This window comes from Psychrobacter sp. GP33, from assembly GCF_014119005.1.
GTDB lineage: Bacteria > Pseudomonadota > Gammaproteobacteria > Pseudomonadales > Moraxellaceae > Psychrobacter.
Window position 1 is genome coordinate 129,208 of record NZ_JACGYX010000001.1, and the last position, 24,469, is coordinate 153,676.

25 protein-coding genes are annotated in these 24,469 nt (G+C 39.8%); 19 read left to right on the forward strand and 6 right to left on the reverse strand.

Going from position 1 to position 24,469, the window contains the following annotated elements:
• The first annotated feature begins 230 nt into the window (after positions 1-230).
• The 4 genes from H2245_RS12035 (at position 231) to H2245_RS00570 (ending at position 5,044) form a co-directional block, all read left to right on the forward strand.
• Complete coding sequence (locus H2245_RS12035; protein ID WP_259365021.1) at positions 231-365, forward strand: hypothetical protein; 135 nt, start codon at positions 231-233, stop codon at positions 363-365.
• 255 nt (positions 366-620) lie between these two features.
• Positions 621-1,853 (forward strand): benzoate/H(+) symporter BenE, encoded by a 1,233-nt coding sequence (gene benE, locus H2245_RS00560; protein ID WP_182405078.1) that lies wholly within the window; start codon positions 621-623, stop codon positions 1,851-1,853.
• 1,345 nt (positions 1,854-3,198) lie between these two features.
• A complete protein-coding gene (locus H2245_RS00565; RefSeq protein WP_182405651.1) occupies positions 3,199-3,912 on the forward strand; it encodes a DUF6977 family protein in 714 nt (237 codons plus the stop codon).
• A gap of 184 nt (positions 3,913-4,096) precedes the next feature.
• The gene (locus H2245_RS00570; protein ID WP_182405079.1) at positions 4,097-5,044 is read left to right on the forward strand and encodes a DMT family transporter; all 948 of its coding nucleotides are present in this window, start codon (positions 4,097-4,099) and stop codon (positions 5,042-5,044) included.
• Positions 5,045-5,111: 67 nt separating this feature from the next.
• Here the strand turns inward: H2245_RS00570 and H2245_RS00575 are convergent, their stop codons facing one another.
• Positions 5,112-5,816, reverse strand: a complete 705-nt coding sequence (locus tag H2245_RS00575) for a hypothetical protein (protein WP_182405080.1) — start codon at positions 5,814-5,816, stop codon at positions 5,112-5,114.
• 251 nt (positions 5,817-6,067) lie between these two features.
• Between H2245_RS00575 and H2245_RS00580 the strand changes: the two genes are divergently transcribed.
• Positions 6,068-7,078 carry a D-cysteine desulfhydrase family protein gene (locus H2245_RS00580; RefSeq protein WP_182405081.1) on the forward strand — a complete coding sequence of 337 codons (1,011 nt, stop codon included), beginning with the start codon at positions 6,068-6,070 and terminating at the stop codon, positions 7,076-7,078.
• A gap of 332 nt (positions 7,079-7,410) precedes the next feature.
• On the forward strand, positions 7,411-8,337 hold the full coding sequence (locus H2245_RS00585; protein WP_182405082.1) for a bestrophin family protein: 927 nt from the start codon (positions 7,411-7,413) through the stop codon (positions 8,335-8,337).
• Positions 8,338-8,799: 462 nt separating this feature from the next.
• Here H2245_RS00585 and H2245_RS00590 read toward each other — a convergent pair whose 3' ends face one another.
• Complete coding sequence (locus H2245_RS00590) at positions 8,800-10,386, reverse strand: hypothetical protein (RefSeq protein ID WP_182405083.1); 1,587 nt, start codon at positions 10,384-10,386, stop codon at positions 8,800-8,802.
• Between the two features lie 470 nt (positions 10,387-10,856).
• Here H2245_RS00590 and H2245_RS00595 point away from each other — a divergent pair, with 470 nt between their 5' ends.
• On the forward strand, positions 10,857-11,141 hold the full coding sequence (locus H2245_RS00595; RefSeq protein ID WP_182405084.1) for a hypothetical protein: 285 nt from the start codon (positions 10,857-10,859) through the stop codon (positions 11,139-11,141).
• Positions 11,142-11,281: 140 nt separating this feature from the next.
• On the opposite strand, the gene H2245_RS00600 is transcribed toward H2245_RS00595, so the two are convergent.
• Positions 11,282-11,761 carry a nucleoside deaminase gene (locus H2245_RS00600; protein ID WP_182405085.1) on the reverse strand — a complete coding sequence of 160 codons (480 nt, stop codon included), beginning with the start codon at positions 11,759-11,761 and terminating at the stop codon, positions 11,282-11,284.
• Between the two features lie 348 nt (positions 11,762-12,109).
• Here H2245_RS00600 and glp point away from each other — a divergent pair, with 348 nt between their 5' ends.
• The 10 genes from glp to H2245_RS00650 all read left to right on the forward strand — a co-directional run bounded on the left by glp (position 12,110) and on the right by H2245_RS00650 (position 19,984).
• Positions 12,110-13,399, forward strand: coding sequence for a gephyrin-like molybdotransferase Glp (gene glp, locus H2245_RS00605; protein ID WP_182405086.1), 1,290 nt, complete (start codon positions 12,110-12,112; stop codon positions 13,397-13,399).
• A 224-nt stretch (positions 13,400-13,623) separates the two neighbouring features.
• Positions 13,624-14,688 (forward strand): GTP 3',8-cyclase MoaA, encoded by a 1,065-nt coding sequence (gene moaA / locus H2245_RS00610; RefSeq protein WP_182405087.1) that lies wholly within the window; start codon positions 13,624-13,626, stop codon positions 14,686-14,688.
• A 65-nt stretch (positions 14,689-14,753) separates the two neighbouring features.
• Positions 14,754-15,284, forward strand: a complete 531-nt coding sequence (gene moaB, locus H2245_RS00615; RefSeq protein WP_182405088.1) for a molybdenum cofactor biosynthesis protein B — start codon at positions 14,754-14,756, stop codon at positions 15,282-15,284.
• Positions 15,277-16,005, forward strand: coding sequence for a molybdenum cofactor guanylyltransferase (locus H2245_RS00620; RefSeq protein ID WP_182405089.1), 729 nt, complete (start codon positions 15,277-15,279; stop codon positions 16,003-16,005). The genes moaB and H2245_RS00620 overlap by 8 nt, the downstream gene beginning before the upstream one ends.
• A gap of 34 nt (positions 16,006-16,039) precedes the next feature.
• The gene (gene moaC / locus H2245_RS00625) at positions 16,040-16,564 is read left to right on the forward strand and encodes a cyclic pyranopterin monophosphate synthase MoaC (protein WP_182405090.1); all 525 of its coding nucleotides are present in this window, start codon (positions 16,040-16,042) and stop codon (positions 16,562-16,564) included.
• Positions 16,565-16,603: 39 nt separating this feature from the next.
• Positions 16,604-16,879 (forward strand): MoaD/ThiS family protein, encoded by a 276-nt coding sequence (locus H2245_RS00630; protein WP_182405091.1) that lies wholly within the window; start codon positions 16,604-16,606, stop codon positions 16,877-16,879.
• 65 nt (positions 16,880-16,944) lie between these two features.
• Positions 16,945-17,409 carry a molybdopterin synthase catalytic subunit gene (locus tag H2245_RS00635; protein WP_404944642.1) on the forward strand — a complete coding sequence of 155 codons (465 nt, stop codon included), beginning with the start codon at positions 16,945-16,947 and terminating at the stop codon, positions 17,407-17,409.
• Between the two features lie 106 nt (positions 17,410-17,515).
• Positions 17,516-18,373 carry a molybdate ABC transporter substrate-binding protein gene (gene modA / locus H2245_RS00640; RefSeq protein WP_259365044.1) on the forward strand — a complete coding sequence of 286 codons (858 nt, stop codon included), beginning with the start codon at positions 17,516-17,518 and terminating at the stop codon, positions 18,371-18,373.
• A 114-nt stretch (positions 18,374-18,487) separates the two neighbouring features.
• Positions 18,488-19,186, forward strand: coding sequence for a molybdate ABC transporter permease subunit (modB, locus tag H2245_RS00645; protein WP_182405093.1), 699 nt, complete (start codon positions 18,488-18,490; stop codon positions 19,184-19,186).
• Positions 19,187-19,306: 120 nt separating this feature from the next.
• A complete protein-coding gene (locus tag H2245_RS00650) occupies positions 19,307-19,984 on the forward strand; it encodes a DUF421 domain-containing protein (protein WP_182405094.1) in 678 nt (225 codons plus the stop codon).
• Between the two features lie 149 nt (positions 19,985-20,133).
• Here the strand turns inward: H2245_RS00650 and H2245_RS00655 are convergent, their stop codons facing one another.
• Entirely contained in the window at positions 20,134-21,000 is an 867-nt protein-coding gene (locus H2245_RS00655) for a LysR family transcriptional regulator (RefSeq protein ID WP_182405095.1), read from the reverse strand.
• A gap of 210 nt (positions 21,001-21,210) precedes the next feature.
• Here H2245_RS00655 and H2245_RS00660 point away from each other — a divergent pair, with 210 nt between their 5' ends.
• Positions 21,211-22,341, forward strand: coding sequence for an S-(hydroxymethyl)glutathione dehydrogenase/class III alcohol dehydrogenase (locus H2245_RS00660; protein WP_182405096.1), 1,131 nt, complete (start codon positions 21,211-21,213; stop codon positions 22,339-22,341).
• A gap of 101 nt (positions 22,342-22,442) precedes the next feature.
• Here the strand turns inward: H2245_RS00660 and H2245_RS00665 are convergent, their stop codons facing one another.
• Both H2245_RS00665 and H2245_RS00670 read right to left on the reverse strand, forming a co-directional pair.
• On the reverse strand, positions 22,443-22,691 hold the full coding sequence (locus tag H2245_RS00665) for a DUF2164 domain-containing protein (RefSeq protein ID WP_182405097.1): 249 nt from the start codon (positions 22,689-22,691) through the stop codon (positions 22,443-22,445).
• A 28-nt stretch (positions 22,692-22,719) separates the two neighbouring features.
• On the reverse strand, positions 22,720-23,373 hold the full coding sequence (locus H2245_RS00670) for a DsbA family protein (RefSeq protein WP_182405098.1): 654 nt from the start codon (positions 23,371-23,373) through the stop codon (positions 22,720-22,722).
• Between the two features lie 397 nt (positions 23,374-23,770).
• On the opposite strand from H2245_RS00670, the gene H2245_RS00675 reads away from it, so the two are divergent.
• Positions 23,771-24,292 carry an HdeD family acid-resistance protein gene (locus tag H2245_RS00675; protein WP_182405099.1) on the forward strand — a complete coding sequence of 174 codons (522 nt, stop codon included), beginning with the start codon at positions 23,771-23,773 and terminating at the stop codon, positions 24,290-24,292.
• The last annotated feature ends 177 nt before the right edge of the window (positions 24,293-24,469 follow it).

A 24,469-nucleotide genomic window follows, 5' to 3' on the forward strand; every position in this document is an offset into this window, starting at 1 on the left:
TGATTTCATAAATACACGCGTCGATGCTGCTTCTAATAAAATTAGTGGCTTTCATATCAATATTAAAAAATGTTGAAAACACAATACTTATGATATTGAAGCCAGTCATTATTCAGTATGCTACCAACGATGATAGACCGACAGTCTAGCACGATTGTCAACGTATCCTTGATTTCAACACGCGGTCCTAACCGTATTCTCTACTCAACATCGAAGGTTGGCGTGATGCAATGACAGCTTCACTGACCTTTGAATACGCAAATGAAGGTATTAGAGTAACCGCTGTTGCGGCTGATGATAAAGAGGTACCGCTAAAAAAATACTTCGTAATGGTAAACCGTCAACTAAAAAAGAAAAAGGATTGATTGATGCATTGTTAATCAAACACTTTGTAGTACCTTGCTAGGAAGATATGGCACGATAGAGTAGCAAGTGAATACTATCTCTTTTTTAGCTTCGCATGCATCCTCCTATATCACTGGTAGCATCATACCCATTGGTGGCGGTGGCGATAAAGGTTAATACCCTTTGTTTTAGTTTGGAGAACATATCGCAGCTGAGACACTCATCTGATCTACCAACTTCGTCTATGAAGTAATGCCGATTTGCACGGAGGCAATATGGCAAATTTAATACAAACTCTGAAAAAAGACTGGTCAGTCTCAGCATCCGTTGCCGGTTTTTTAGCGGTACTCATCTCTTACGCTGGTCCTTTAATTATTTTCTTTCAAGCAGCACAAGCCGCGCAAGTTTCAGATGCAATGATGGCCTCTTGGATTTGGGGCATATCAATAGGTGCTGCTGTTCCTGGCATTTATCTATCGATTAAATATAAGACACCCATTATTACCGCATGGTCTGCACCAGGTACTGCTTTACTCGTAACGCTATTTCCACATATAAGTATCAATGAAGCTGTTGGAGCTTATATTATCTCAGCTATTGTTATTTTTATTATTGGGGCAATGGGCTATTTTGACAAAATCTTAAAATGGATTCCAAACGGCATTGCCGCTGGGATGATGGCCGGCATACTGTTTCAATTCGGCTTAGAATTATTCAAAGCTACCGATACCATGCCATTTATTGTTTTTAGTATGCTGGCTTGCTATCTATTCGCCAAACGCTTATCACCGCGCTATACAATGATTTGGGTATTACTGTGCGGTGTCATTTTAAGTGCCTTATTTGGTAAGATAAACCCTGTCAATTTTAACTTAGCGATAACTATACCAACATTTATCTCACCTGAATGGTCGTGGAACTCTACTTTTAACCTTGCCATACCGCTTATCCTTGTCAGCTTAACGGGACAGTTCTTACCCGGTATGGCTATCTTGAAATTAAGTGGTTATGAGACGCCAGCCAAACCTATTATCGTAGTTTCCAGTGTTGCCTCATTAGCCGTTGCTTGCGTTGGCGGTATTACTATTGTGCTCGCAGCGATCACTGCGGCACTGTGTACAGGCAAAGATGCTCACGAACTTAAAGAAAAGCGCTATATTGCCGGTGTCGCTAATGGTATCTTTTATTTATTCGGTGGTTTATTCGCTAGCAGTATTGTGATGGTGTTTAGCTTGCTACCTAGAGAGCTGGTCGCAGCGTTGGCTGGTCTGGCACTGATCGGTGCCATCTCTGCCAATATTACCACTGCTATGAGAGACGATGGTCAAAGAGACTCGGCATTGATTACTTTCTTAGCTACGGCATCTGGTATGCATTTCTTAGGGCTCAGTTCAGTATTTTGGGGTATTCTTATCGGTATGGTTGCCCATTATATTTTGACTAAAAAACGCCTGTTTCCTACTTCATCGTCGGTAGCATTGAAGACCGCTGACCACGATATTAAGTAATAAACACACTTTAGATTAAAGAATCTAGATAGCATAGGCACAACGATTAAATACTTAAATTAATCATAAAAGTAAAAGCGCTATCTGACATTACTGAATAATAGGAAGCAACTAGGATTAATAAAGCTGGAAAAGTATGGCTGATATGCTTGCTCAGTCAAAATAAAGAGGGTACTACCACAAGATAGCTTGTTGGAATGATCGATTGCCTCATCTACTTAAGTATCGAAAACTTAGTCGTGATTAACATAACGTCTGATAGGGGAATAGTCGGGAATTTCTGGGTAAGTTACTTATTATAATCGATATTCAAATCAAAACATGGCGTTCGATAATCAAATAAGAGTCGAATCATTGTTCTCGCATCGAAGGTATTTCCATACTTTCCCTTCACATTTTCCATCCAGATAAGTATTGTAGACTCTTTCTTACATAGGATTACAGTACTATTAGTTACTGTTTGTCCTGCCATACCTAATGAGTTTGGGCCATGGCCAATATGATTCTCGGTTGGTAATTGTTGCCATGATTCTTGCTCTAGATATGTTTTGAGTTTATATAATTTATCTATACTAAAGTTAGGACTAGTGTAATAACTTACCAGTAGTGTTGTTCGATATGCGAAATAAGTGTAGCTATTATCGTCATCCATAGTACTTTTAAATTTTTTACCTTACTAATCATATTGTTCTCATCACTTTGGCTTAGTGTTGATATTCAGCCTGCACTTATGCTTCTAATTAGCGCAACAATATATAGCGTAAATTTTTTTTCAGAACAGCCTAGTTTTACCTACAAGTAAACGCCACTAATAGTTTGATTTTTGATATACCATTATCTATCAAGTCATTCATATCAAGCAGTGCCGTATCTATTGAGCATTTGGTCGTCGCTGCTCATTTCTTGATGGTCAGCTTGCCATAAAAATTAGTCAATAAAGTATTTAGTATCTTTACTTGTCTATCATTCAGAGCATGTTGTTGATGCATCTGCCAAAAGCTCGCTTTATTGATAATTCTATCTGTGGTCTTTTGAGCGTTGATAAGCAATTGTTCCAGCGTTTGTGCAGTTGGAAATAAAGCGTAATAAACAATGTAAACTAAACCTTCTCTTTGATTGCCACCTCTTAATTGACCGACTCACGATATCTAATACTACTATCATCTCTGATTTTTAGTCGCCGTATGTAATACAGTGCCAATATAGAGTGGGATAAATAACTGATAATAAGATAAACTTCTTTACGCTTGATTGCCCGAGCATTTGTAAAAGGGCAGTGATATAAAGACATTAACAAAAGAACATTGATATAAGGCACATTGCTATGGAACCAAGACAGAACCCTATGGAACAAACTCAAAACGCTGTAGAACACAGACCCGTATTCATGCCTAGAGTTAATAGTGACAATCTGGTAAAAACGGACATGGTTAGGTTTGAGCGGCATGTGGGATTCGCCAGTAGACAAAAGAAAAAATCCATCAATGATATGCATCAAGTGATTCGCAAGAAATATGGGTTTAATAGTGTCTTAGAGCTATCGAGTAAATCTGGCAATAAGCTGAGTTTTTTACTGAGTCCATTGAGCTTAAAGCTGGCTAATGAGTATGATGGTAAGCAGTATAGTGTCGAAAATGCCTTTCAAAGCAGTGGTGTTTTTGAATACGGTGGTCCCTATACCGACTTGCTGACAGCGCCACCAAGACAAGCCAAAAAAGATGAGCGGTTAATAACTTCAGGTGAATTAATTAGCTACAATTATTTTGGTATAGAGTGGAGCGTAGAGCCATTGACCGCGTTTTATGATTGGCTGTATGTGAATGCCCTCAAGCAAAATACTCAACTGCATGAAGAGGTTATGCAATATCAAGCCTTTACTGATATGGAATTTAATCCAAAAAAATCCATCCATTGTGCAGCTTATGCGCTAGCGATGTTTGTGGCGCTCAATAAACGAGAGTTGCTTGATAATGTTGAAGACCCTGCGGTATTTTTTAACTTATACCATGATTTTAAAGTGAGTAATACTGAGCAGCTTTTGGAAGAAGGCTGGATCTGATAGCTAGACCCTGTAATGGTTGTAGTGGCACAATAATATTATAAGCTCACTTGTGTTTTAAGAGTCAATACGTCACCCTGAGAGAATTAAGCATTTATCTATTCTCCATATATACAAATAACTGGGTGTGGAAAGCTATTGAGCATGGACAGTCGATGAAAGTTTTAAGCAAACAGGATAATCCATGAGTGAGTTTACAGAACAAAAGGTATCTAACCGCAATCATGCGTGGTTGATTCCTTTTAGTTGTCTTTTAGCGGGTGGTTTATTACTTGGGGTATCTACCAATCTAGCGAAATACGCGGGCGAAATCGGCTTAACGCCACTGGCTTTTTTATTTTGGTCCATCACAGGCGCGGCGATTATTCTGTCAGTAGTGGCGCTGTTACGGCATGAGCATCCGCCTTTAAGCGCACGTGGTTTTGAATACTATTTTGTGGCTGCACTGGTCAGCGTTGCCGGTTCTAATTTAATATTTTTCTCAGCTATTCCGCATGTCGGTGCAGGCTTTGTGGCAATGATGATTGCACTGCCACCGCTGCTTACCTACCTTGGTGCACTCGCGTTACGTATAGAGCGTTTCAATACCATCCGTGCTTTTGGGGTAGCAGCAGCGCTTGCAGGTGCTGGTGTATTAGCAATACGCAAGTTTTCTGCACCCGATGCCAGTATATTTTGGATTTTAATCGCGCTCTGTGGTCCTGTCTTGCTCGCCATTGGCAATATCTATCGCACATTACGGTGGCCGGATAAGGCATCTCCTAGTGCGCTTGCACCAGGTATGCTGATTGCAGCAGCAATTTGGCTAGGAATGGTCAGTATATTTTCGAGCTTTTCATTGGTGGTTCCGCGTGGAGCAGTGCTACCGTTTGCTCTAATCGGTATACAAGCCTGTATCTTTGCAGGACAATTCTTACTCTTATTTTTGTTACAAAAAACGGGTGGTCCGGTGCTATTAAGTTTACTGGGATCAGTTGGGGCAGTGGTTGGCGTGCCTATCGCTATATTTTTACAAGGTGAAAGCGCACCGGATGGACTTATTCTAGGTGCATCTTTAATCGCGCTTGGCGTTGGCTTGGTGACATGGGGCGGCATAAAGATGACAGCACCATTGCCAAAAAAAAGTGAATAAAAAGCCCACGCAGTACTGCTAATAACAGTCAGGTGGGTTTTTTATGAATGCCTTATTAAGACAATGATTATTGACTGGTAAAGTTTACGGTTTGAGTACCACTATTTGTTGGCACTTGCAGCGTTAACTTGCTATCCAAGATGTCACCTTTGGCATTAATTTTATAGCATTCGGCAGAACTACCATTAGGGTCAACTGCCAATAAAGCATTGGCTGAGCTGTTGATACAAAACCACGCGGTTTGATTGCTATCTTGTACCAGAGACCAAGATTGATTATACACGCCTATTCTTTTAAGTTGACTGCTATCGCTATAGACCGTTTCTGTGATTAATGGACTTGCCTCACCGACCATAGCCAATTTTGGGAGGGTAGTCGTCTGTGTCGATACTGAATACTCACCTGCACTGCTGGTATAGCCATGGAACACTAATGGTGAAAGAGTAAAGTAATTAATACTGACGGATTGACTGACAACTTGATTGTCCGATTTATTAATCGTATTGACTTCAGTACCTTGAACCTGTTGATTGTTAAAGACCATATTGCCTTTAGGCGTCACTCTGATGTCTGCTGACAGTTGTTTGTCATCGACCACCGCAACCAAATTTTGGCTACGCGCTTTGGTATAAATGTTGAGCATGGCAGTTTCGACGGGATAGTTAGTGATGACGGTGTTTTGATTGCCATTACCAACAGATGTGCCACCATTCATACTCGTACAGGCGCTTAAGCTCAGCGCTACTGCAACACACAATCCTAGTTTTTTCATTACTTTATCCTTAAAATTATTGAGAGTAATTATTTTAATCTTTACTATAATTGAATTTTGAGCCAATGACATCTGCCATTTATCTTCGATCTTATCCTATCTGAATATAGTGACACTATCTGCGATACCGTCGATGCCGCTCACATTTACGGTTTATAATTGTATACTGTCAATATCAGATACAGTGTTATTAAGGTCAGATATAATGCAAATATCTCCGTCACTTACCCTCATATTGAAATGGATAACTTATGAACAATGCAGATATTAACTATGCAGACCAGCCAAGAGAGCCATTAGGGTTTTTCCCAACGCCGTTAATTGAGCTGACTAAATTAAGTCAAAAGCTTGGTGGTCCAAAGATTTTTATGAAACGGGATGACAATACTGGACTTGCATTGGGCGGTAATAAAACCAGAAAGCTGGAGTTTATTATTGGCGATGCTATTGCCAAAGGTGCTGATACCATTATTACGGCAGGTGCAGCGCAATCCAATCATTGTCGCCAAACCGCCGCTGCAGCCGCGAGTTTAGGACTAGAATGTCATTTGGTGTTAGGCGGACAAGAGCCTGAACATGTAAATGGCAATCTATTATTGGATAAAATTTTTGGCTGTCACATTCACTGGGCAGGCAGTAACCGTAAAGGCGAAGACATTCCCAAAATCGTTGAACAATTAAAACAACAAGGTAAAAAGCCCTATGTTGTCCCGTATGGTGGCTCGAATGAGCACGGTGCTTTAGGTTTTGTAGAAGCATTTCGCGAAATGGAATCGCAACGTCAAAGTATGAACGTATCATTCACCCATATCATTTTTGCTTCTAGTTCTGGAGGCACACACGCGGGGTTAATGCTTGGCAATAAAATCTTTAACACCGCTTATCAGATCGTGGGTATCAATATTGATAAAGGGGAAACGGATAAAGTACCTTTTGATCAATATATCGTGGCGTTGGCGAATAGTACGGCAACGTTAATCGGTGAAAATCATAGCTTTTCAGCGTCCGATTTAATTCTTAACTCGGATTATGTTGGCGAAGGCTATGGAGTGATTGGCGCATTAGAAAATGAAGCCATTGCCATGACTGCGCAAACTGAGGGCATCTTAGTCGATCCTGTTTATACGGGCAGAGCGATGGGTGGATTAATAGATATGATTCGTTCCAGAAAAATCAAGAAAACGGACAGTGTATTATTTTGGCATACTGGCGGTGCACCCGCTTTATTTGCTTATGCCGATGATTTAGAGGTTACGCAATAGAAATAACAAGGTAGGGCAAATACTGTTTTTATAACAAGTGTCTTTTATAACAAGCGTCACGTCAAAGTATTGAGGTGGCGTTTTGCTTGCGAATAATTTGCCACTTATTGACTAACTTGCTCATACTCATCTTTATTCTAAAAGTGGTTAATGATATATTATCTCGCTAAAAGCTGAGAACGCAAAAATCTGTTAACATTAAAGGCTACTGACTTTGCAAGCTATCGCTATGCAGTGGTTATTCAGCTTTTAACATCCTCTTCTTTACTCCTATATTCGACTTACTTCGTACCTTTAGCACTGCGCTCATCAAACCCCGCTAGGAAGCTCTCATGATAATCCGGCAGACACCAAATGCATTCAAAATACTTTTTACCCTGCGCGGCTCTGTAATTCCCCACATTTATCCCCAAGTTTTGCTCATTACCTTGCTGAGCGCCTTAATATCAGCGGTTCAGCACTGGATTCCAAGCTATTTTAGCTCTTATAGTACTGCGCCTTTTACCTTATTAGGTATCGCGTTATCGTTGTTTCTGGGTTTTCGCAATAATGCCAGTTATCAACGCTGGTGGGAGGGTCGGTGTTTGTGGGGGCAGTTAGTGTTTGATTCGCGTAGCTTAACGCGGCAAGTGCTCTCATTTATAGATGAGGAAGCTGAGACTGGACGAGATACACAGCGGCGTATCATTCACCTTAATATTGCTTTTACCCATGCATTGCGTCATCGCCTTCGGGGGTCGTCGCCGTGGGAGGACGTGGATCGCTTTGTGGATGCTCAATATCATGATAGCATGCGCCAAGCGCGAAATCTCCCTGAATACATACTGCGACTGATGGGTAAGCAGCTCAGTTACTGTCGCCGTCAGCAGTTGACCTCAGATCTAATGATACAAAATATGGATGAACGCATGACGTCTATGACGATAGTCTTAGCGGCCTGCGAGCGCATTCATGGTACGCCTCTACCATTTGCATATATCCTATTGGTACATCGCACCACTTATCTGTATTGCTTTATGTTGCCCTTTGGCTTAGCAACTTCTTTGGGCTGGGTTACGCCTTTAATCTGTGGCGTCATTGCCTATACTTTTTTCGGTCTTGATGCGCTCAGTGAAGAGATAACCGATCCTTTTGGCGTAGCGGCTAACCATTTACCACTGACGACAATATCGCGTACCATCGAAATCAATCTATTAGAAGCCTTGGGAGAAAGCGAGCTGCCACCTGATATCGTTCCTATAAAAGGTTATCTACAATAAAAGCCACGTGATAGAAAGAAAACATAGTTATGCACAGAATTTAAGCTAAGTTTATACGATCAAAAACATGGTAGTATTTAGTGAATGACCTTAACTATGGTTAACCCAATCATCTATTAAACTGACAATAACATAACTGAACGATTTATTTTGGTCTGACATGATGAGCTATCTATCATAAAAAAGGAGTTTTATGAAAACGACTTTTCAGACTATATCAAACCTATTAGCACGCTCAATCCATTATAACTCTAGTTGTACTTGCCCAAAATGTGGCTGTAGCTGCCCGTCAACCTGCGATAAATGCGATAGAAGTTCAAAATGCTGTCAGTGCGGTGAAAAGTAATAAACTTTATAATGTAGAACTATATATATATATCATGTTTAATAATTAAAAAGCAGCCTTTAGATGTCTATTCTAAAGGCTGCTTTTTTATATACAATCGTGAAAAAATAGAGGCTCTACTTTTCCGCAAACTTAGCCTTAGCTCGTCTAACCCCTGCAAATGCAGAAAATTCATCTGTATAATAATCGATTAGTACCAAGCCTTTTTCTTTATTTATATCAATACTGTGAGGTCCATAACAGTCATCTATCTTTACAGTTCCGCATATTTTCTCATCATAAGACTCTTTACTCAATTCAGTTATTTCAGAGATGGTAATAGCTGCGCCATAAGCTCTATTGTTGTTTTGCCCGAATCTAAATATTCCCTCTTCAGTCACAAGAATGCGCCCAGCCATCCTTGCTGATGAAGGTGAAATACATATTGGACTACTTGGATGTTCTTCGAACTCTCCATTTACTGTGTCTGAAACCCATAGATTTAATTTTGAGCTGGCTGATTCAAGTTCACCAAAAAATAAATACCAGACGTTATCGTGAAAAAATAATGTGGCATCAAGTATGCGTTTGTCTTCCAGTTTTTTAATGAAAATCAGGTTTTTCTTTTTATCAGATAAATTAAAAAATTTTTGTGACGAGTGAGAGGCGACTTCAGGTAATAACTGCTCTTCTCCATTCAATAAGAAAGAGAAGGGGTAGGAATAATGTTTACCAGTTAATAGTACCTTATGCTTATCATTATCTTCGACGTCAATTTCAATAATATCACCTAATCCACTCTTGTTCCCAAGAGCCTCTAACCTTATCTTCGATCCATCCAAAGAGAAAAAAGGATCGGCATAAAAATTATAATTATCTTTGATGGGAATATCACTAATTGAGGAAGCATTAATAATATTATCCCCTCTCAAATCTAAATTAAAATTAAGCGTACCTACTTTCCATCTTTTCTCAAAAAAAGTACCATAAATAATATTATCTACTCTTTTCTTAAAAAGAAGCGTTGAGAACTTTAATACAGTGCTATTACTCGGCAAATGATAATCTTTACCATTTGTTTTCATTTCTAATAGATTATTTTTTTTAAGATTCAATAATGCTTTTCTTAATAAAAATTGCGATTGCTTGTAAAAATTTTCTGAAGTTCTCTTATATGAATAATGGGTTAATTTAGATTCAGCAAAAGCTAATACATGACCTACATCTAATTGATTTGTTATTCTTTGAACGATTATTCCTGATTTATCAGCGTTACCTAAAAGCTCATAAAAACCAGCTGGTCTACCTCTATATTTAGAAGGATCTCCATGATGAAAAGATAAGATAGGGATATTTTTTAAGCTATCATCTATTTTAATAAAAGACATGCCAAATTTTATAATGACATCAATATTGCTTTCTACAATTTTATTAGAAATTTCTGTAGGAATGCACTGTCGACTTGATATCAGATTAGATTTAAAATTTAATATTTCTTCAGTGGATAATTTATAATTAGACTTTTTAGATAGCTTATTTCTTAAAGTAAGTAGATTTAAAGAATAATATAGAGAGTTCTTTATTATTTTTTTTGGAATATTTGTATTCTTACAGTTTAGAATAATTTTTATATCTAATAAATCAGATGCTTCTTCTAAAGCTAGTTTCTGCCACTCTGCTATTTTTAGACTGTCTAGAATAATAGCGGCCTTTAGTTTTTTCATTACTTTCCCTTAATAAATAGTGATGGATTTTTTATACAATTTTATCTAAAAATATTTTTATTGAAATTTATCAATTAGATATTTTATATTAAATATAGTGTTGTGATAGATGATAGATGATAGATGATAGATGTAAGATGTAGATTGTTATAATTTTATATATAGCATAATTATATTTCGATAACTATCAACGAAAAATTTAAACGATAGTTTTGAAATGAAAATACAATATATATAATAATTTATTAAAATATTAGTAAGTGCAATCGGTTGTAAAATGGACGACAACTGCTAGAGTAGAGAGGCTAGGTTTATATATATAAAGGTATATAAAAATACTTAAAGTCATAACGCTTAAATTAAAAAATTAGTAATAAATAATTTCCTAATCAACTTTCTATAAAAAAGATAATGATAAAGATATTATTATCATAAAAATTTGATTTTACTAAAGAGGAGGTCAAATAATAATGAATTCATTAAAACAGATATCCATTCATATTCGCTGCGATCAGGCGTTGGCAGACGAGTTTAAACAAGTGGTTGAGCATCATGGCTACACTACGTCAATGATGCTAGGAAAACTCATGCAAGAGTATATTAATAATGAGAAAAACTCTCTATTGCTATCTGAGCAAGAACAGATAGAGACAGTGTTAGCACAAGATGCAGTAACTAGAATGACACCGTTATCTGATAAAGTAGCTGATGACTTGTTGCAATTAGCCATTAGAATGGCAGAAAAACACATTTAACTTTGATGACGAGTGCATTCTATTATCTATTAACCTTCAATCGCTTTTCATTTAGAAAAAACCCTTATTAAAATCAGTAAGGGTTTTTTATTTACGCTGCAGCATCGCTATTATATGAATCAGCCTTTAATAACATTAATTTATACTGCGTTATGCTTTTTTGCATAGGCATCAAAGGCATCTTTACTATTTGGGTGAGGGTAGTTGATGACTTCTGCGCCTTGTTGTCCAAAGTCTTGTTTGAGTTTTTCGTACAGTGGTGCGGTGCCCCAACCGTAAACATCACCTAGCGCATCATCAGCCGCAAAGACGATACGGTCTATTTTTACTTGTAACATGGCAGCCATACACATACCGCACGGTTTGCCGCTGGCGTACATGGTAATTGTGGCATCGTGTGGCTTGCTTAAGGTTTCGCCCGCTTGGCGTATGGCTTGCATTTCAGCGTGCGCGGTCGGGTCATTATGAATATAGGCTTCGTTGACGGCTTCGGTGATAATCTCGCCATTTTGGGTCAATACTGCGCCAAATGGTTCGCCGCCTTTTTCTACATTAGCAATAGCGAGTTCGATAGATTTTTCAATCATCTCTTTATCAAAATCGGTTAAATTCCCTTCCATAATGATTTCCTTTATAAAAATAGTAGTCTTTTGTTTGATTTATTGTCTTAATTAATGACTATTGAATGATTCGTATTATACCTATTCACAAGACCTTATACATTAAATACTGTAAAAATACCTGAAAATATAAGGCGTTAAATAAAAGCATTGGCTTGTAGGATTCGAGCAGAGTATCGCTATTCTATTAACTATTGTCAAGACATGCGTTTTGTCTTAGCATGTGTGGCAAAATATTGTGTCTTAGACTTTTGCTAGATTTTTATTGAAAAAATAAGCATTTAAAATAAATAACCATTATCTTATGATAAATTCTTCTTATCTAAGATTAATAAAGAGTATTCCTTTATGATTTCCCTTGAACAGCTGCAGCATGCAGTCAAAACGCGTATCCAGCGTTACAATGAGTTTGATTTTCCGGTTGCTGACAGAGTTGTACAATCGATTGCACTTTTAGACAGTCAGCAGCATATTTTAGCGCAAGATATTGTCTCGCCATTTGCTGTACCGAGAAACAATTTATCGGCGATGGATGGTTATGCATTAGCAATGGGAAGTGCATTAAATAAAGGTAATACGATTGAGATTATCGGTGAGTCGCAAGCAGGTACGCCTTTTCTCGGAAGTTTGCAAGAGGGTCAGGGCGTACGTATTTTTACTGGTGCGGTTGTCCCGAATGCTTGTGATACAGTCATCATGCAAGAAAACACCAACTTTTTAGCGATCAAAGAGACGTTGGATAAGTCTAAGCCGTACGCGATAACTTTAACGGAAGCGGCAACCATTGATACGCATATTCGTAAAAAAGGTGAAGAAATTGAACAGAGTGAGGTGGTTTTAAGCGCAGGCAAACGCTTGAATCCGGCTGATATCAGTTTGCTTGCTAATTTAGGGGTTGCTAATGTTGATGTTTATCAGCCGCTTATCGTCGGCTTATTAGCCACTGGCGATGAATTGGTGGCGTTAGGCGAGCCATTAACCCATTTAGCCCAAATTTATAATTCCAATACGCCCACGCTTAAAAGTATGTTGTCCGACTTGCCTATTGTCCTACGCGACTATGGCATTATTCCGGATAGTTTGGAGGCGACCGTTGCCGCTGTGACTGACGCTATGCATGACTGCGATGTGCTGATTTCTACCGCTGGCGTGTCGGTTGGAGATTACGATTTTTTGACCACTGTCATTGAGCAATTAGGACAAATCAATCATTATAAAGTGGCGATGAAACCGGGTAAGCCGTTTGTTTTTGGAGAATTAAATAAAAGTGTTAATAAACCGGTACTGTATTTTGGCTTACCAGGCAATCCGTTGTCTACGGTTGTGGGTGCTTTGCAGCTGGTTACTCCGGCGCTGTGGCAACTCTCTGGCGTAAACAGTAATGATATGCCGATGATGCTAACCGTACAGGCAACGCTAAGTGCCGATATCAAAAAAGCTGCCGGTCGTAAAGATTTTCAGCGCGCTATATTAACGCAAAATGCCGATGGGTCGTTTGCCGTAACCAGCTTATCCAAACAGCAGTCACATCGCATTAAACAGCTCAGTCAAGCCAATTGCTTGATAGTGCTCGCGCAGGACGCAGGTAATATATCTGCTGGCGAGACAGTCATGGTACAGCCATTTCCTTGGTCGTAACTGTTACTAACAACCATAGCTAAAAGTAACAACCATAGACAAGAGTGACAGCATGCTTTTATAAATATGAATTAGGCGCTAATAGTAGGATAACGATGTTGCATTATGGTGACGATTGGCAATATGCCGTGTGCGTCACGGTAAAGTTGTTATAATTAAAAGTGAGCTTTCAACCTTATATTGAACCGCTTTTATTAAACAGCTTTTATGAATGGTAATCTGTTATGACCCATCACGCTAATAAGGCCACTGACACGACCGAACTTAATAATGATATTAGGGCTGACAATGCTGCCAAAATTGTCGGTCATCATCAGCCATTAGTAGATGGTTTTTCACGTCAGCTGACGTATTTACGGTTATCGATTACTGACTTTTGTAATTTCCGCTGTGAATATTGTCTACCGAATGGTTATCAGGGCAAGCGTCCTGATGATGAGCTGAGTGTGGCTGAGATTGCTACTTTGATACGCGGTTTTGCCCAAGTCGGTACTGAAAAGGTACGTATTACCGGTGGTGAGCCGTCTATTCGTCGTGATGTGGTTGATATTATTGAGACCATTAAAAATACGGCTGGTATTAAAACGGTAGCAATGACCAGTAACGGATATAAGCTAGGTAAGCATTTGGCGGCTTGGCAAAATGCAGGGCTTAATCAGCTAAATATCAGTATGGACAGCTTTGATGCGGCTACTTTTTATAAAATGACCGGCTTTGATATGTTGCCGCAACTATTGGCGGATATGGATACATTATTAGAAACGACAGATATTAAATTAAAAATAAACGGCGTTTTAATGGCAGAAACGGCATTTCAGAATCTTTTAGATGCTATGAGTTATGTTAAGACGCGTCCGGTGACCTATCGTTTTATTGAATTTATGCAAACCAGTGATAATAGTGATTTGTTTTTTGCCCAGCATGCTCAAGCGGATACCATTACCGATTATTTATTGGCGCATGGCTGGCAGACCAACGCACGCGGTCATGCCGATGGTCCAGCAGTGGAATATAGCCATCCGGATTATTTGGGACGAATTGGTATGATTGCCCCATATGCCGCGCACTTTTGTGACAACTGTAATCGCTTGCGAGTCAGTAGCTTGGGTAAGGTGCATTTGTGCTTATTTGACCAAGGTAATTATGATATTCGCCATCATTTACGCCAAAATGATGTCAATGGTCTGGTCACGGCACTACAAAGCTTTATGCCGGTTAAACCTGAGCATCATCATTTGCATGAGGAAAATAGCGGTATCATGCACAATTTATCTATTATTGGCGGTTAGCGTTTCTTTTGTGTCCTATCTTTTATTAAAAATTTGAACTATTTTATTTTCGTTAAGGAAAACCCATGTCTAAGCCCATTGCAGCATTTATTCCGCTCAATATTGCCGTACTGTGCGTGTCCGATAGCCGAACCTTAGATCAAGATACGTCAGGGCAGTATTTAGCAGACAGTTTGACGGCAGCGGGACACCATTTAGCAGACCGAAAAATCATTAGCGATGACATTTATCAGATTCGTGCCGTGGTTAGTGGCTGGATTGCTGATCCAAACGTACATGCCGTGATTACCACTGGTGGCACGGGGTTTTTTATCAGAGACAGTATGCCCGAGGCAGTGAGCGTGCTATTTGATAAATCCATTGATGGTTTTGGCGAAATGTTCCGTTTGATTTCAAAAGACGATATCGGTATGTCAACGATTCAATCGCGCGCGGTTGCTGGCATGGCAAACAGTACCGGGATATTTTGTCTACCGGGTTCGACGGGAGCGTGCCGAACCGGCTGGGAAGACATATTAAAAGATCAGTTTGATAGCCGTACGCGTCCGTGCAATTTTGTACCGCATTTTATGCGCGCTAATCCCAGTCATGACTGATACTCTAAATAGCCAAGATAACGCAAATCGTTTATCTGAAGTTGCAGTTTTGGCGGGAGTCGTCATTTTAGCAGGTGGCGCGTCCAAGCGTATGGGCTCATCTAAAGCCCAATTGATATTGCCAACTGATGAAACTTTGTTAGATTATCATGTTCGGCAGAGTATTAAGTTAAATGTGCCGATTATGATTGCCGATAATGGTCGCGGTTTTATCGTTGATGGTGACTTACTTGGCAGCAATCCTAAGTTGCCCATTTTTCATATTGCTGATTGTGACTCTACAAATGCATATAAGGTACATGATACTGGCGGTGCTTTAGTAGCCATCGAGTCGGCATTACAAACGTTAGCGCTAAGCTCGGCTAAGTCCACCGATTCTTCTAAGCTAGAAGCCAAGTCATGGCTACTGGTAATAAGCTGTGATAGCTTAATTCCTGCTAGCGAGCTTTGGCAACATTTGCAGCCTTTTATCGCTCACGTAGCTGATAAGTCTGTGATTTGTTTGGTAGACGATGCCCATTTACATCCGTTATTAGGACTTTATCGATTAGATATTGAGCCAGAATTACGGGCGTATATTGACCAAGGCGAGCGAAGGGTGATGCGATTTATTGAACCTATTAAGCACACGGTACCCATTCCAAAAATGTGGCAGCACTTAGCCAATTTTAATACGCCTGACGAATTTAAGCGCGCCTGTACGGTGTTGTATCAACTATAGATTATGCTGTTAATAAAATAATGAGAGTTTGCCAATGACTGCTAATGCTGACCAAAATATACCTACTGGATTAACACCTGTTTTATCCCATTTAGATAGCAATGGCGATGTCAGTATGGTTGACGTGAGTGGCAAAACAGTAACCACAAGAGAGGCACATGCCACAGGTCAAGTACGTTTTCCAGCGGCAATTTATGCACAGATTAAAGCGGCAGATGGCATGACCAAAAAGGGCAGTATTACCCAAACGGCACACATTGCCGGTATTATGGCGGCAAAACGTACCCATGATTTGATTCCGTTATGTCACCCATTGCCACTGGATAAAATTGGTTTAACCTTTGATTATGATGATGGTGCGCAGGCGATTATTGTGAATGCTACTGTCAAAGTAACGCATAAAACCGGCGTTGAGATGGAAGCGCTGACTGCCGTAAGCATCGCGTGTTTGACCATTTATGATATGACCAAAGCCTTATCGCATGATATCGTTATTGATAATATGCATCTGATTACCAAAACAGGTGGTAAGTCAGGTTATCACTCGCCTTTAGATTAAGGGTTATTTCATAATAAAGGACAGTGACAGGAGATAAGCATGAACGTTAACGATAAACAAAAGACCATCACAAAAGATATTACGGTTTTATATTTTGCAGATTTAGCAGATGAAGCCAATTGTCATGAAGAAAAAGTCAGTATCTCGCAGTCAACGTCATTAAATGAACTATACGAACATCTAAATGCACGCCACCATTTTAGTCGTCCACAGTCAGAATTACGGGTGGCAGTAAATGATTATTTCGTTAAATGGACAGAAATCATTAATGATGGTGATCAAGTGGTCTTTATCGTTCCTGTAGCAGGCGGTTAATCATGGAAAACAGCGTAAATAGTCCAAACAAAGAAGTGCAAGATACGGACGTACATAGGCAATCAATGCGCATTAACCGTGGTATTGATGAGGCATATGCGCTTGCTGAGCGCGATGGCTTTGCCTTATTAGATGTTGCCATTGATGAACGTAAGCTTAGAGAAATGCTCGATAATGACAGCTGCGGGGCGTTTGTGAGCTTCGAGGGGCGAGTACGCAATCATAATAATGCCACTAGTGTCGAGCGCTTAAGCTATTATGGCTATGAAGCATTAGCCATTAATCAAGGTCGGCAGATCATCGAAGAAGCCAAGCAGAAATTCGACATTACCCATGCTGTCGCCATTCACCGTATTGGAGCGTTAGAGATAGGTGATATCGCAGTGTGGATTGGGGTTGTCTCTGCGCATCGTTATCCTGCTTTTGATGCCTGCCGCTGGTTACTAGATACTATCAAAGCGGATATTCCGGTTTGGAAACAAGAATATTACGGAGATGAATCTTCTAAATGGCTAAGAAATAATGGCTAATAGTTAAATAATAATATAATAAGCATCCGTCATCACTTATAAATAATGCATAAATAAGGTAGCTATGAGTAACAATACATTAAATAGGGACGTCCATTTGAATTTTATGCAACGGGTTACCATGCTATCAAAGCCGGTATTAGCCACTATTTTGTCCGTCTTTACTATCTTTGCCATTTCTGCTTGTAACCAAGATAAGTTAACGGCTGCTGAGCAAAGTGTCTCTAATGATGATACTGCGCAAATAGAAACCATACGTATTGCCGCCGCTGCCAATTTAGCAGATGTACTGCCAGATATTATCGAAGGCTATAAAACCGATAACAATTTGCCTGCACAGAATATCGAAGTCAGCTATGCGTCTTCTGGCAAGCTGTACGCGCAAATTAAATCGGGTGCGCCTTATGATATTTTCTTGTCTGCCAATCAAGAGTTTCCAGAAAAATGGGTGAAGGAGCGTCCGGCAACAGTGTCCGCCCATCAGCCTTTTACTTATACTCAAGGTCAACTTTCAATTTATAGTACTACTAAATCTATGTCTGGACTGAATCCTACTCGACTAACAGAGCTACTTACCACTCAAAAAGACAGTAAAATTACCATTGCCAGTCCGGAGCTCGCCCCTTATGGCGCGTCAGCAAAAGCCTATTTACAAGCAAAAAATATCTATGATGCTCTAAATTCCCAAAAGCGTATCATACAGGCGGAAAATATCGGACAAGCCTTTCAGTATGCGCATACAGGCAATGTTGATTACGGTTTTGTCGCCCAGTCTCAAGTTACCGCGATTAAAGCCACTCCTGAGCAGTTTTATATTTTACCAGCAGATACGTATCCAGCAATTTTGCAAGACGGTATTGTCTTGTCTAATGCTGTTACCGCGACAGTCTTTACCGATTACCTGCGCTCTGCTGCCGGTCAAGCATACTTTGCAAAGGCAGGTTATTTAGCGGTTGAACCATAACGCTATAATAGCGTTGGTGATATATGTTCTTTATAGAGTTTGTTAAAATACAGAGTTTATTAAACATCATATGAGAAAGGCTAGGGTTAATCACTCTGAGCACACAGTAATGCTATGGTCACTCAGTCTCTTGTCATGACAATGCTAACACCGTTTTGGGTCAGTATTAAGCTCGCTGGTATTACAACATTATGCCTGCTGCTATTGGCAACACCGTTAGCATATTGGCTGGCAAAACCCAGTCGCCACTCTATAATTGCACGTATCAAAATCTTATTAATAGGCATTATTGCCATGCCGTTGGTGCTGCCACCGACCGTTATTGGTTTTTATCTGCTATTGCTGCTAAGTCCAACGTCATCTTTTGGGCAATGGCTGGCGACACATCATATCAGTTCCTTGATTTTTACCTTTGAAGGGCTGGTTATTGGCTCCATTATTTATTCATTACCGTTTTATGTGCAGCCAGTCTATGCGCAGTTTTTGCGTATTCCGAAAAGCGTGCTGGAAGTAGCCCATTTACTAGAGCCGAACGGCTTTCGGCGCTTTTTGACCGTAGCGCTGCCGCACGCGCGTGTTGGTATTGTTTTAGGCAGCTTGATTAGCTTTGCACATACCATTGGTGAGTTTGGCGTTGTGTTAATGATTGGCGGTAGTATCTCCGGTGAGACAAAGGTTATCTCTATTGCCATTTATGAGCAGGTAGAAGCACTGAATTATGACACAGCGCATATTATGGCTGCGATTTTAATGGTTTTAGGAATGGTTATGGTCACCCTGATTGCTAGTCTCAGCCGAGCGATATCACGCTAACAAATATTGTTTAAATGTTCCTAGCCTTACTAAGCATTATACTATTACCAAAACCAGTGCCAAGAAATCATTACTAAAATAGATATCGATAATGTTCAACTGTACACAAGGAAAAATTTGATGGATTTGAGCAGTATTTTTATTCATGACACCACATGGTCTTTTGCTGCTGAAATAGTCATTCGAGTTACCGTGATGTTTTTTATGATCATCATGTTTTTGCGCTTTACTGGCAAACGTGGTATTCGTCAACTGTCTATCTTTGAGTTAACGATTATTTTATCACTCGGCTCTATTGCTGGTGACCCTATGTTTACTGAAGATTTACCGCTGATTCAGGCGGTGCTGATTATGAGTTTAATCATTGGGATGTACCGTTTCTGTACATGGCTTACCATGAAATTCCAGCCATTTGAAAATTTTTTAGAAGGTAAATCGCTGTATATTGTTGAAGATGGAGTATTGGTGCTTGAAAAAATTGAAGAAGAAAAAATGTCGCACGATGAGTTTTTTGCTGAAATGCGCCAGCAAGGTATTGAGCATTTAGGTCAAGTTCGGGTAGGCTTATTAGAAACCGATGGCGAGTTCAGTATCTTATTATTCGCACCTGAAAATGTGCGGTACGGTTTGCCCCTATTCCCTAAGTCGTATCAAGCGGTCACTGAAGTCCAAGTGGATGATTGCTACGCATGTATGTACTGTGGTCAGACTGCATATATTATAAAGCCTAACGAGTCTTGCCTACGCTGTCATCGTAAATGCTGGGCACAGGCTATTAATAGTCCAGTGATTAGGTAGACCAATAGTTAGGTATAATGACTGGATAAAAGGATTAATTTGATTAAGTATTCAATCTAATTAATACGCTTCACTATTAAACATCGCTATTAACAGTAATGATTAATCTAAATAAATAATTCATCATCTCTAAAATGACGGGCTATTACCTAAGCCAAGTGCGTAAGCAAATGCTCCAGTAGCAACCTAATTTTTGGTGATAACTGCCGATTATGTGGATAAATTGCCCAAATACCTTCCTCAATTTCACTATAATTTTCTAACATACTGACCAATACGCCCGTGTTTAAATGCTTTTGTACATAATAATCAGGCAGCTGGACAATACCTAATCCTTTTAATGCTGCATCCATTAAGCTATAGCCACTGTTATACCGCACACCACCTGTCACGCGTACCTTCTTCTCTTTAGCCGAATCTTGAAATTGCCAATAGTCTAACGTACCAAGCAGACAGTTATGCTGCTTTAAATCAGCAAGGGTTTGCGGCGTGCCATATTGTTCGATATAAGCAGGCGCAGCGCAGACAAAATTAGTACGGCTGCTGAGCTTTTTTGCCATCATGGTCGAGTCGGGGAGCTTGCCAATACGAATCGCTAAATCATAGCCGCCATCAATTAAATCTAGCTTTTGATTGCTTAAAAAAGCCGTCACTTCAATATCAGGATAGTGCTTCATAAAATCATTGACCAGCGGTAACAATTGCTGCTCGCCATAAGTGACAGGGGCGGTCAGCTTAATTCTGCCTTGCGGTTTTGATTGTAAATTGGTTACCGCTTGTTCAGCAATCTCTAGTCCATCAAGTACGGCGCGGCAATGCTGATAAAAGACGCGCCCCTCTTCAGTAAGTGATACCTTGCGTGTGGTTCTATATAGCAGTTTCACCTTTAGCCGTTTTTCTAATGCCCCAACTTGGCGGCTCACTTGCGCGGTCGAGATACCCAGTTGCTTTGACGCTTGAGTGAAGCTTTCACATTCTGTTACGTAGACGAACTCGCTAATACCTTCCCACTGCATGATTATTACCCGTGTGTAAGAGTCATTTGCAAAGTTAGCATATTATCATTATTCTATACATACTATAAAATGCTAACATTACTTTAAGAGCCTTGGTAGAAACGTTTTAACATAAACGCGTTTTGCCATATAAAGGCGCTCAACTATCCTCACCATACATGAACTCTCAAAACTCTAACACTTAAAAATTACTCAAAAATAGGGATTGTTATGTCAGATAAATTTATCAAATCTAAAGCCGCCATTGCTTGGGGTCCTAATCAGCCACTCACTATCGAAGAAGTGGATGTCATGCTACCGCGCAAAGGCGAAGTGTTGGTAAAAATTGTCGCCAGTGGTGTGTGCCACACGGACGCCTTTACCTTATCTGGCGAAGATCCAGAAGGCGTGTTTCCAACCATTTTAGGTCATGAAGGTGGCGGTATCGTGGAGCAAATTGGCGAGGGCGTGACCAGCGTCCAAGTTGGCGACCATGTAATTCCCTTATATACTGCAGAATGTGGCGAATGTAAAATGTGCCTATCGGGAAAAACAAACCTCTGTTCAGCAGTACGAGAAACCCAAGGTAAAGGTTTGATGCCAGATGGCACCACCCGTTTTTATAAAGATGGCGAGCCGATTTATCATTATATGGGCTGCTCAACTTTCTCTGAATATACCGTATTGCCAGAGATTTCATTAGCCAAAGTCAACAAAGCAGCGCCATTAGAAGAAGTCTGTTTGCTGGGTTGCGGCGTGACCACCGGTATGGGTGCGGTCATGAATACCGCCAAAGTTGAAGAAGGCGCAACCGTTGCTATCTTTGGTTTAGGCGGTATTGGTCTGTCAGCCGTTATCGGTGCGGCAATGGCAAAAGCCAGCCGTATCATTGCTATTGATATTAATGAAAGTAAGTTTGAATTGGCGAAAAAACTTGGCGCAACTGATTGTATCAATCCAAAAGATTATGACAAACCCATTCAAGACGTTATTGTTGAGTTGACTGATGGTGGTGTGGATTATTCTTTTGAATGTATCGGTAACGTTGATGTCATGCGCTCAGCGCTTGAATGCTGCCATAAAGGGTGGGGCGAATCAGTTATTATCGGTGTTGCCGGTGCAGGAAAAGAAATCTCAACTCGTCCATTCCAGTTAGTGACTGGTCGAGTCTGGCGCGGCTCTGCTTTTGGCGGTGTAAAAGGTCGTTCAGAATTGCCCGGTTACGTTGAGCGTTATCTTGCTGGTGAAATCCCATTACAAGACTTTATTACCCACACCATGCCTTTAGAGGACATTAATGAAGCCTTTGATTTGATGCATGAAGGTAAAAGTATACGCACCGTTATCCATTTTGATAAATAAAAAGTAAATACTAGCTCTTCATTAAATAGTAATAAAAAATGCTGTCCTTTATCGGACAGCATTTTGCGCTTTAATGGGTTCGTCTTTGAGTGCTTAAATAACTAATCTTTTTTAAAGCTGTGCATATCTTCTAACATATCCGTAAATCTATCGTATAGCCACGGTTCCATATCATCAACCACTTGGTTATATAAATGCGGACCTATGGTTTTAATAATAAAATCTAATAAAAATTTGGCAGGTAAGTTTCCGATATCAACGTTGAACTCTGCTTCCATATAATCTCTAAGCTGGTCTAAAACGACTTTTTCTGCGTCATCTGATAGGTTTATTAATTTATCTTTATTCATATAAGTAGTCCTACTAAAAAATCTTGATTTATTCTTCCATATTGGCTAATTGCTCTAAAATATTGACATAATTGTCGACGCCTTGCGCGCCACTAACCAAGTGTTGCTCATTAAAAATTATCGCAGGAACGCTTTTAATACCTTGCCGCTGCCAATGCTGCTCTACCTCACGTACGGCATTAGCAAAGCGCTGGTCCTCTAAAACTGCTAATGCTTCCTCACGATTCAGTCCAATTTCAGCGGCGATATCAGCAAGTACCGCGATATCAGATAGGTTTCTATTGTCGGTAAAGTGCGCGGCAAATAACGCCTGCTTTAATCCATGCATGTGCCCTTGCTGCTCAGCCCAATGCAAAAGCTGATGCAGATTAAAGGTATTGTGCATACGCAGGTCATCATTAAAATTAAACTCAAAGCCGAAATCAGAACCCACGTCTGTTATGTGGGCACGGCTGGCGTCGGACTCTGCTTTGCTTGAGCCATATTTTTCTGTGATATGCTCACGCATATTTTGCCCCTCGCTTGGCATGTTAGGGTTTAACTCAAACGGATGCCAGTGTATCTCATGGGTAGTATTGGTTTGCTCTAATGCTGCTGCCAGCTGACGATAACCGACAACACACCAAGGGCAAACGACGTCTGATACGATATCGATGCGTAGCGGTTTTTTTGAATTTTTCATATGTTTTACCTAATTTATTGTCTGTTTTCTATTTAATAAAGTACTATTTGAGGCACGCTTCCTTTACCCAAAGCTGACTATAATCAATATACTTATCGAACGATATTAAGAGAAAGGTTAGGTGATTACAACGGCTGCTAAGTTACTAATGAAAAGTGTCAACTGTTATCACATATCAAGTTGAGGGTAATTACTTTTTAAACTGAGGACCAATCGTCGATTTAATTTCCTTAGTTGGCTTAAAGTTAAATAAACAGTTAGCAGGCTTGTGGACATAATACAATGCTTTAGCCATCATATTAACAGGACTGCTTGAATACATTACTACCGTCATACAAGATAAAAAACGGTGTACGTTATAATTTGTTTTTTATTAAATATAAAGTAAGAAAGTCTTATGAATCGTACATTATGGATGGTAGTTGGCGTTATCAGTATTCTTGGAGGTGTCTTTGCATTTTTTAATCCTCTTAGCGCCAGTTTCGCCGCTGAACAGTTAGCAGGGTTTGTATTTCTTCTGGTGGGTATCTTACAATTTGTCGCTCTATTTCGTGCGCACAGTACCATTGGTAAAGTGCTCGCTGCTATCGGTGGCGTGCTTGGTATATTGATTGGTATTGAGCTATTACAAAATCCATTACAAGGTATATTAACGTTGACAATGGTCATTGCTATTTTGTTTATGGCAACAGGTATTGTCAGAGCCGTGGTCGCTTTTGGACTGCGTAAGACAGTGGCTTTTATACCACTATTAATCTCAGGGCTTATCTCAATTGCATTGGCTATCATGATTTTTACCAGTTATCCGCAATCAGCGACATATATCATTGGTGTACTACTAGCAGTCGAGCTGATTTCTAATGGCATATCACTTATCATGTATTCACGCGTACAGCCACCTTTGATTAGAAACATCTAGATTTTAGCTGTCAGCTATCAGAAATAAAAAAGACTCCGTAAAATCGAGTCTTTTTTGGCTTGTACACTCTTAATAAGGACTTAATTCCGTTAATACGTTTCATAATGACAAAAAAATGCGCCTATTATTGATAATAAGGCGCATTTAATAATTTTTATTTTTTGATTCTTCAATTTT

Excerpts from the sequence above, each read along its gene's own strand:
- H2245_RS12035 (WP_259365021.1), top strand. The coding sequence starts at position 231 with ATGACAGCTTCACTGACCTTTGAATACGCAAATGAAGGTATTAGAGTA.
- benE (WP_182405078.1), top strand. The coding sequence starts at position 621 with ATGGCAAATTTAATACAAACTCTGAAAAAAGACTGGTCAGTCTCAGCA.
- H2245_RS00565 (WP_182405651.1), top strand. The coding sequence starts at position 3,199 with ATGGAACAAACTCAAAACGCTGTAGAACACAGACCCGTATTCATGCCT.
- H2245_RS00570 (WP_182405079.1), top strand. The coding sequence starts at position 4,097 with ATGAGTGAGTTTACAGAACAAAAGGTATCTAACCGCAATCATGCGTGG.
- H2245_RS00575 (WP_182405080.1), bottom strand. The coding sequence starts at position 5,816 with ATGAAAAAACTAGGATTGTGTGTTGCAGTAGCGCTGAGCTTAAGCGCC.
- H2245_RS00580 (WP_182405081.1), top strand. The coding sequence starts at position 6,068 with ATGAACAATGCAGATATTAACTATGCAGACCAGCCAAGAGAGCCATTA.
- H2245_RS00585 (WP_182405082.1), top strand. The coding sequence starts at position 7,411 with ATGATAATCCGGCAGACACCAAATGCATTCAAAATACTTTTTACCCTG.
- H2245_RS00590 (WP_182405083.1), bottom strand. The coding sequence starts at position 10,386 with ATGAAAAAACTAAAGGCCGCTATTATTCTAGACAGTCTAAAAATAGCA.
- H2245_RS00595 (WP_182405084.1), top strand. The coding sequence starts at position 10,857 with ATGAATTCATTAAAACAGATATCCATTCATATTCGCTGCGATCAGGCG.
- H2245_RS00600 (WP_182405085.1), bottom strand. The coding sequence starts at position 11,761 with ATGGAAGGGAATTTAACCGATTTTGATAAAGAGATGATTGAAAAATCT.
- glp (WP_182405086.1), top strand. The coding sequence starts at position 12,110 with ATGATTTCCCTTGAACAGCTGCAGCATGCAGTCAAAACGCGTATCCAG.
- moaA (WP_182405087.1), top strand. The coding sequence starts at position 13,624 with ATGACCCATCACGCTAATAAGGCCACTGACACGACCGAACTTAATAAT.
- moaB (WP_182405088.1), top strand. The coding sequence starts at position 14,754 with ATGTCTAAGCCCATTGCAGCATTTATTCCGCTCAATATTGCCGTACTG.
- H2245_RS00620 (WP_182405089.1), top strand. The coding sequence starts at position 15,277 with ATGACTGATACTCTAAATAGCCAAGATAACGCAAATCGTTTATCTGAA.
- moaC (WP_182405090.1), top strand. The coding sequence starts at position 16,040 with ATGACTGCTAATGCTGACCAAAATATACCTACTGGATTAACACCTGTT.
- H2245_RS00630 (WP_182405091.1), top strand. The coding sequence starts at position 16,604 with ATGAACGTTAACGATAAACAAAAGACCATCACAAAAGATATTACGGTT.
- H2245_RS00635 (WP_404944642.1), top strand. The coding sequence starts at position 16,945 with ATGCGCATTAACCGTGGTATTGATGAGGCATATGCGCTTGCTGAGCGC.
- modA (WP_259365044.1), top strand. The coding sequence starts at position 17,516 with ATGCAACGGGTTACCATGCTATCAAAGCCGGTATTAGCCACTATTTTG.
- modB (WP_182405093.1), top strand. The coding sequence starts at position 18,488 with ATGGTCACTCAGTCTCTTGTCATGACAATGCTAACACCGTTTTGGGTC.
- H2245_RS00650 (WP_182405094.1), top strand. The coding sequence starts at position 19,307 with ATGGATTTGAGCAGTATTTTTATTCATGACACCACATGGTCTTTTGCT.
- H2245_RS00655 (WP_182405095.1), bottom strand. The coding sequence starts at position 21,000 with ATGCAGTGGGAAGGTATTAGCGAGTTCGTCTACGTAACAGAATGTGAA.
- H2245_RS00660 (WP_182405096.1), top strand. The coding sequence starts at position 21,211 with ATGTCAGATAAATTTATCAAATCTAAAGCCGCCATTGCTTGGGGTCCT.
- H2245_RS00665 (WP_182405097.1), bottom strand. The coding sequence starts at position 22,691 with ATGAATAAAGATAAATTAATAAACCTATCAGATGACGCAGAAAAAGTC.
- H2245_RS00670 (WP_182405098.1), bottom strand. The coding sequence starts at position 23,373 with ATGAAAAATTCAAAAAAACCGCTACGCATCGATATCGTATCAGACGTC.
- H2245_RS00675 (WP_182405099.1), top strand. The coding sequence starts at position 23,771 with ATGAATCGTACATTATGGATGGTAGTTGGCGTTATCAGTATTCTTGGA.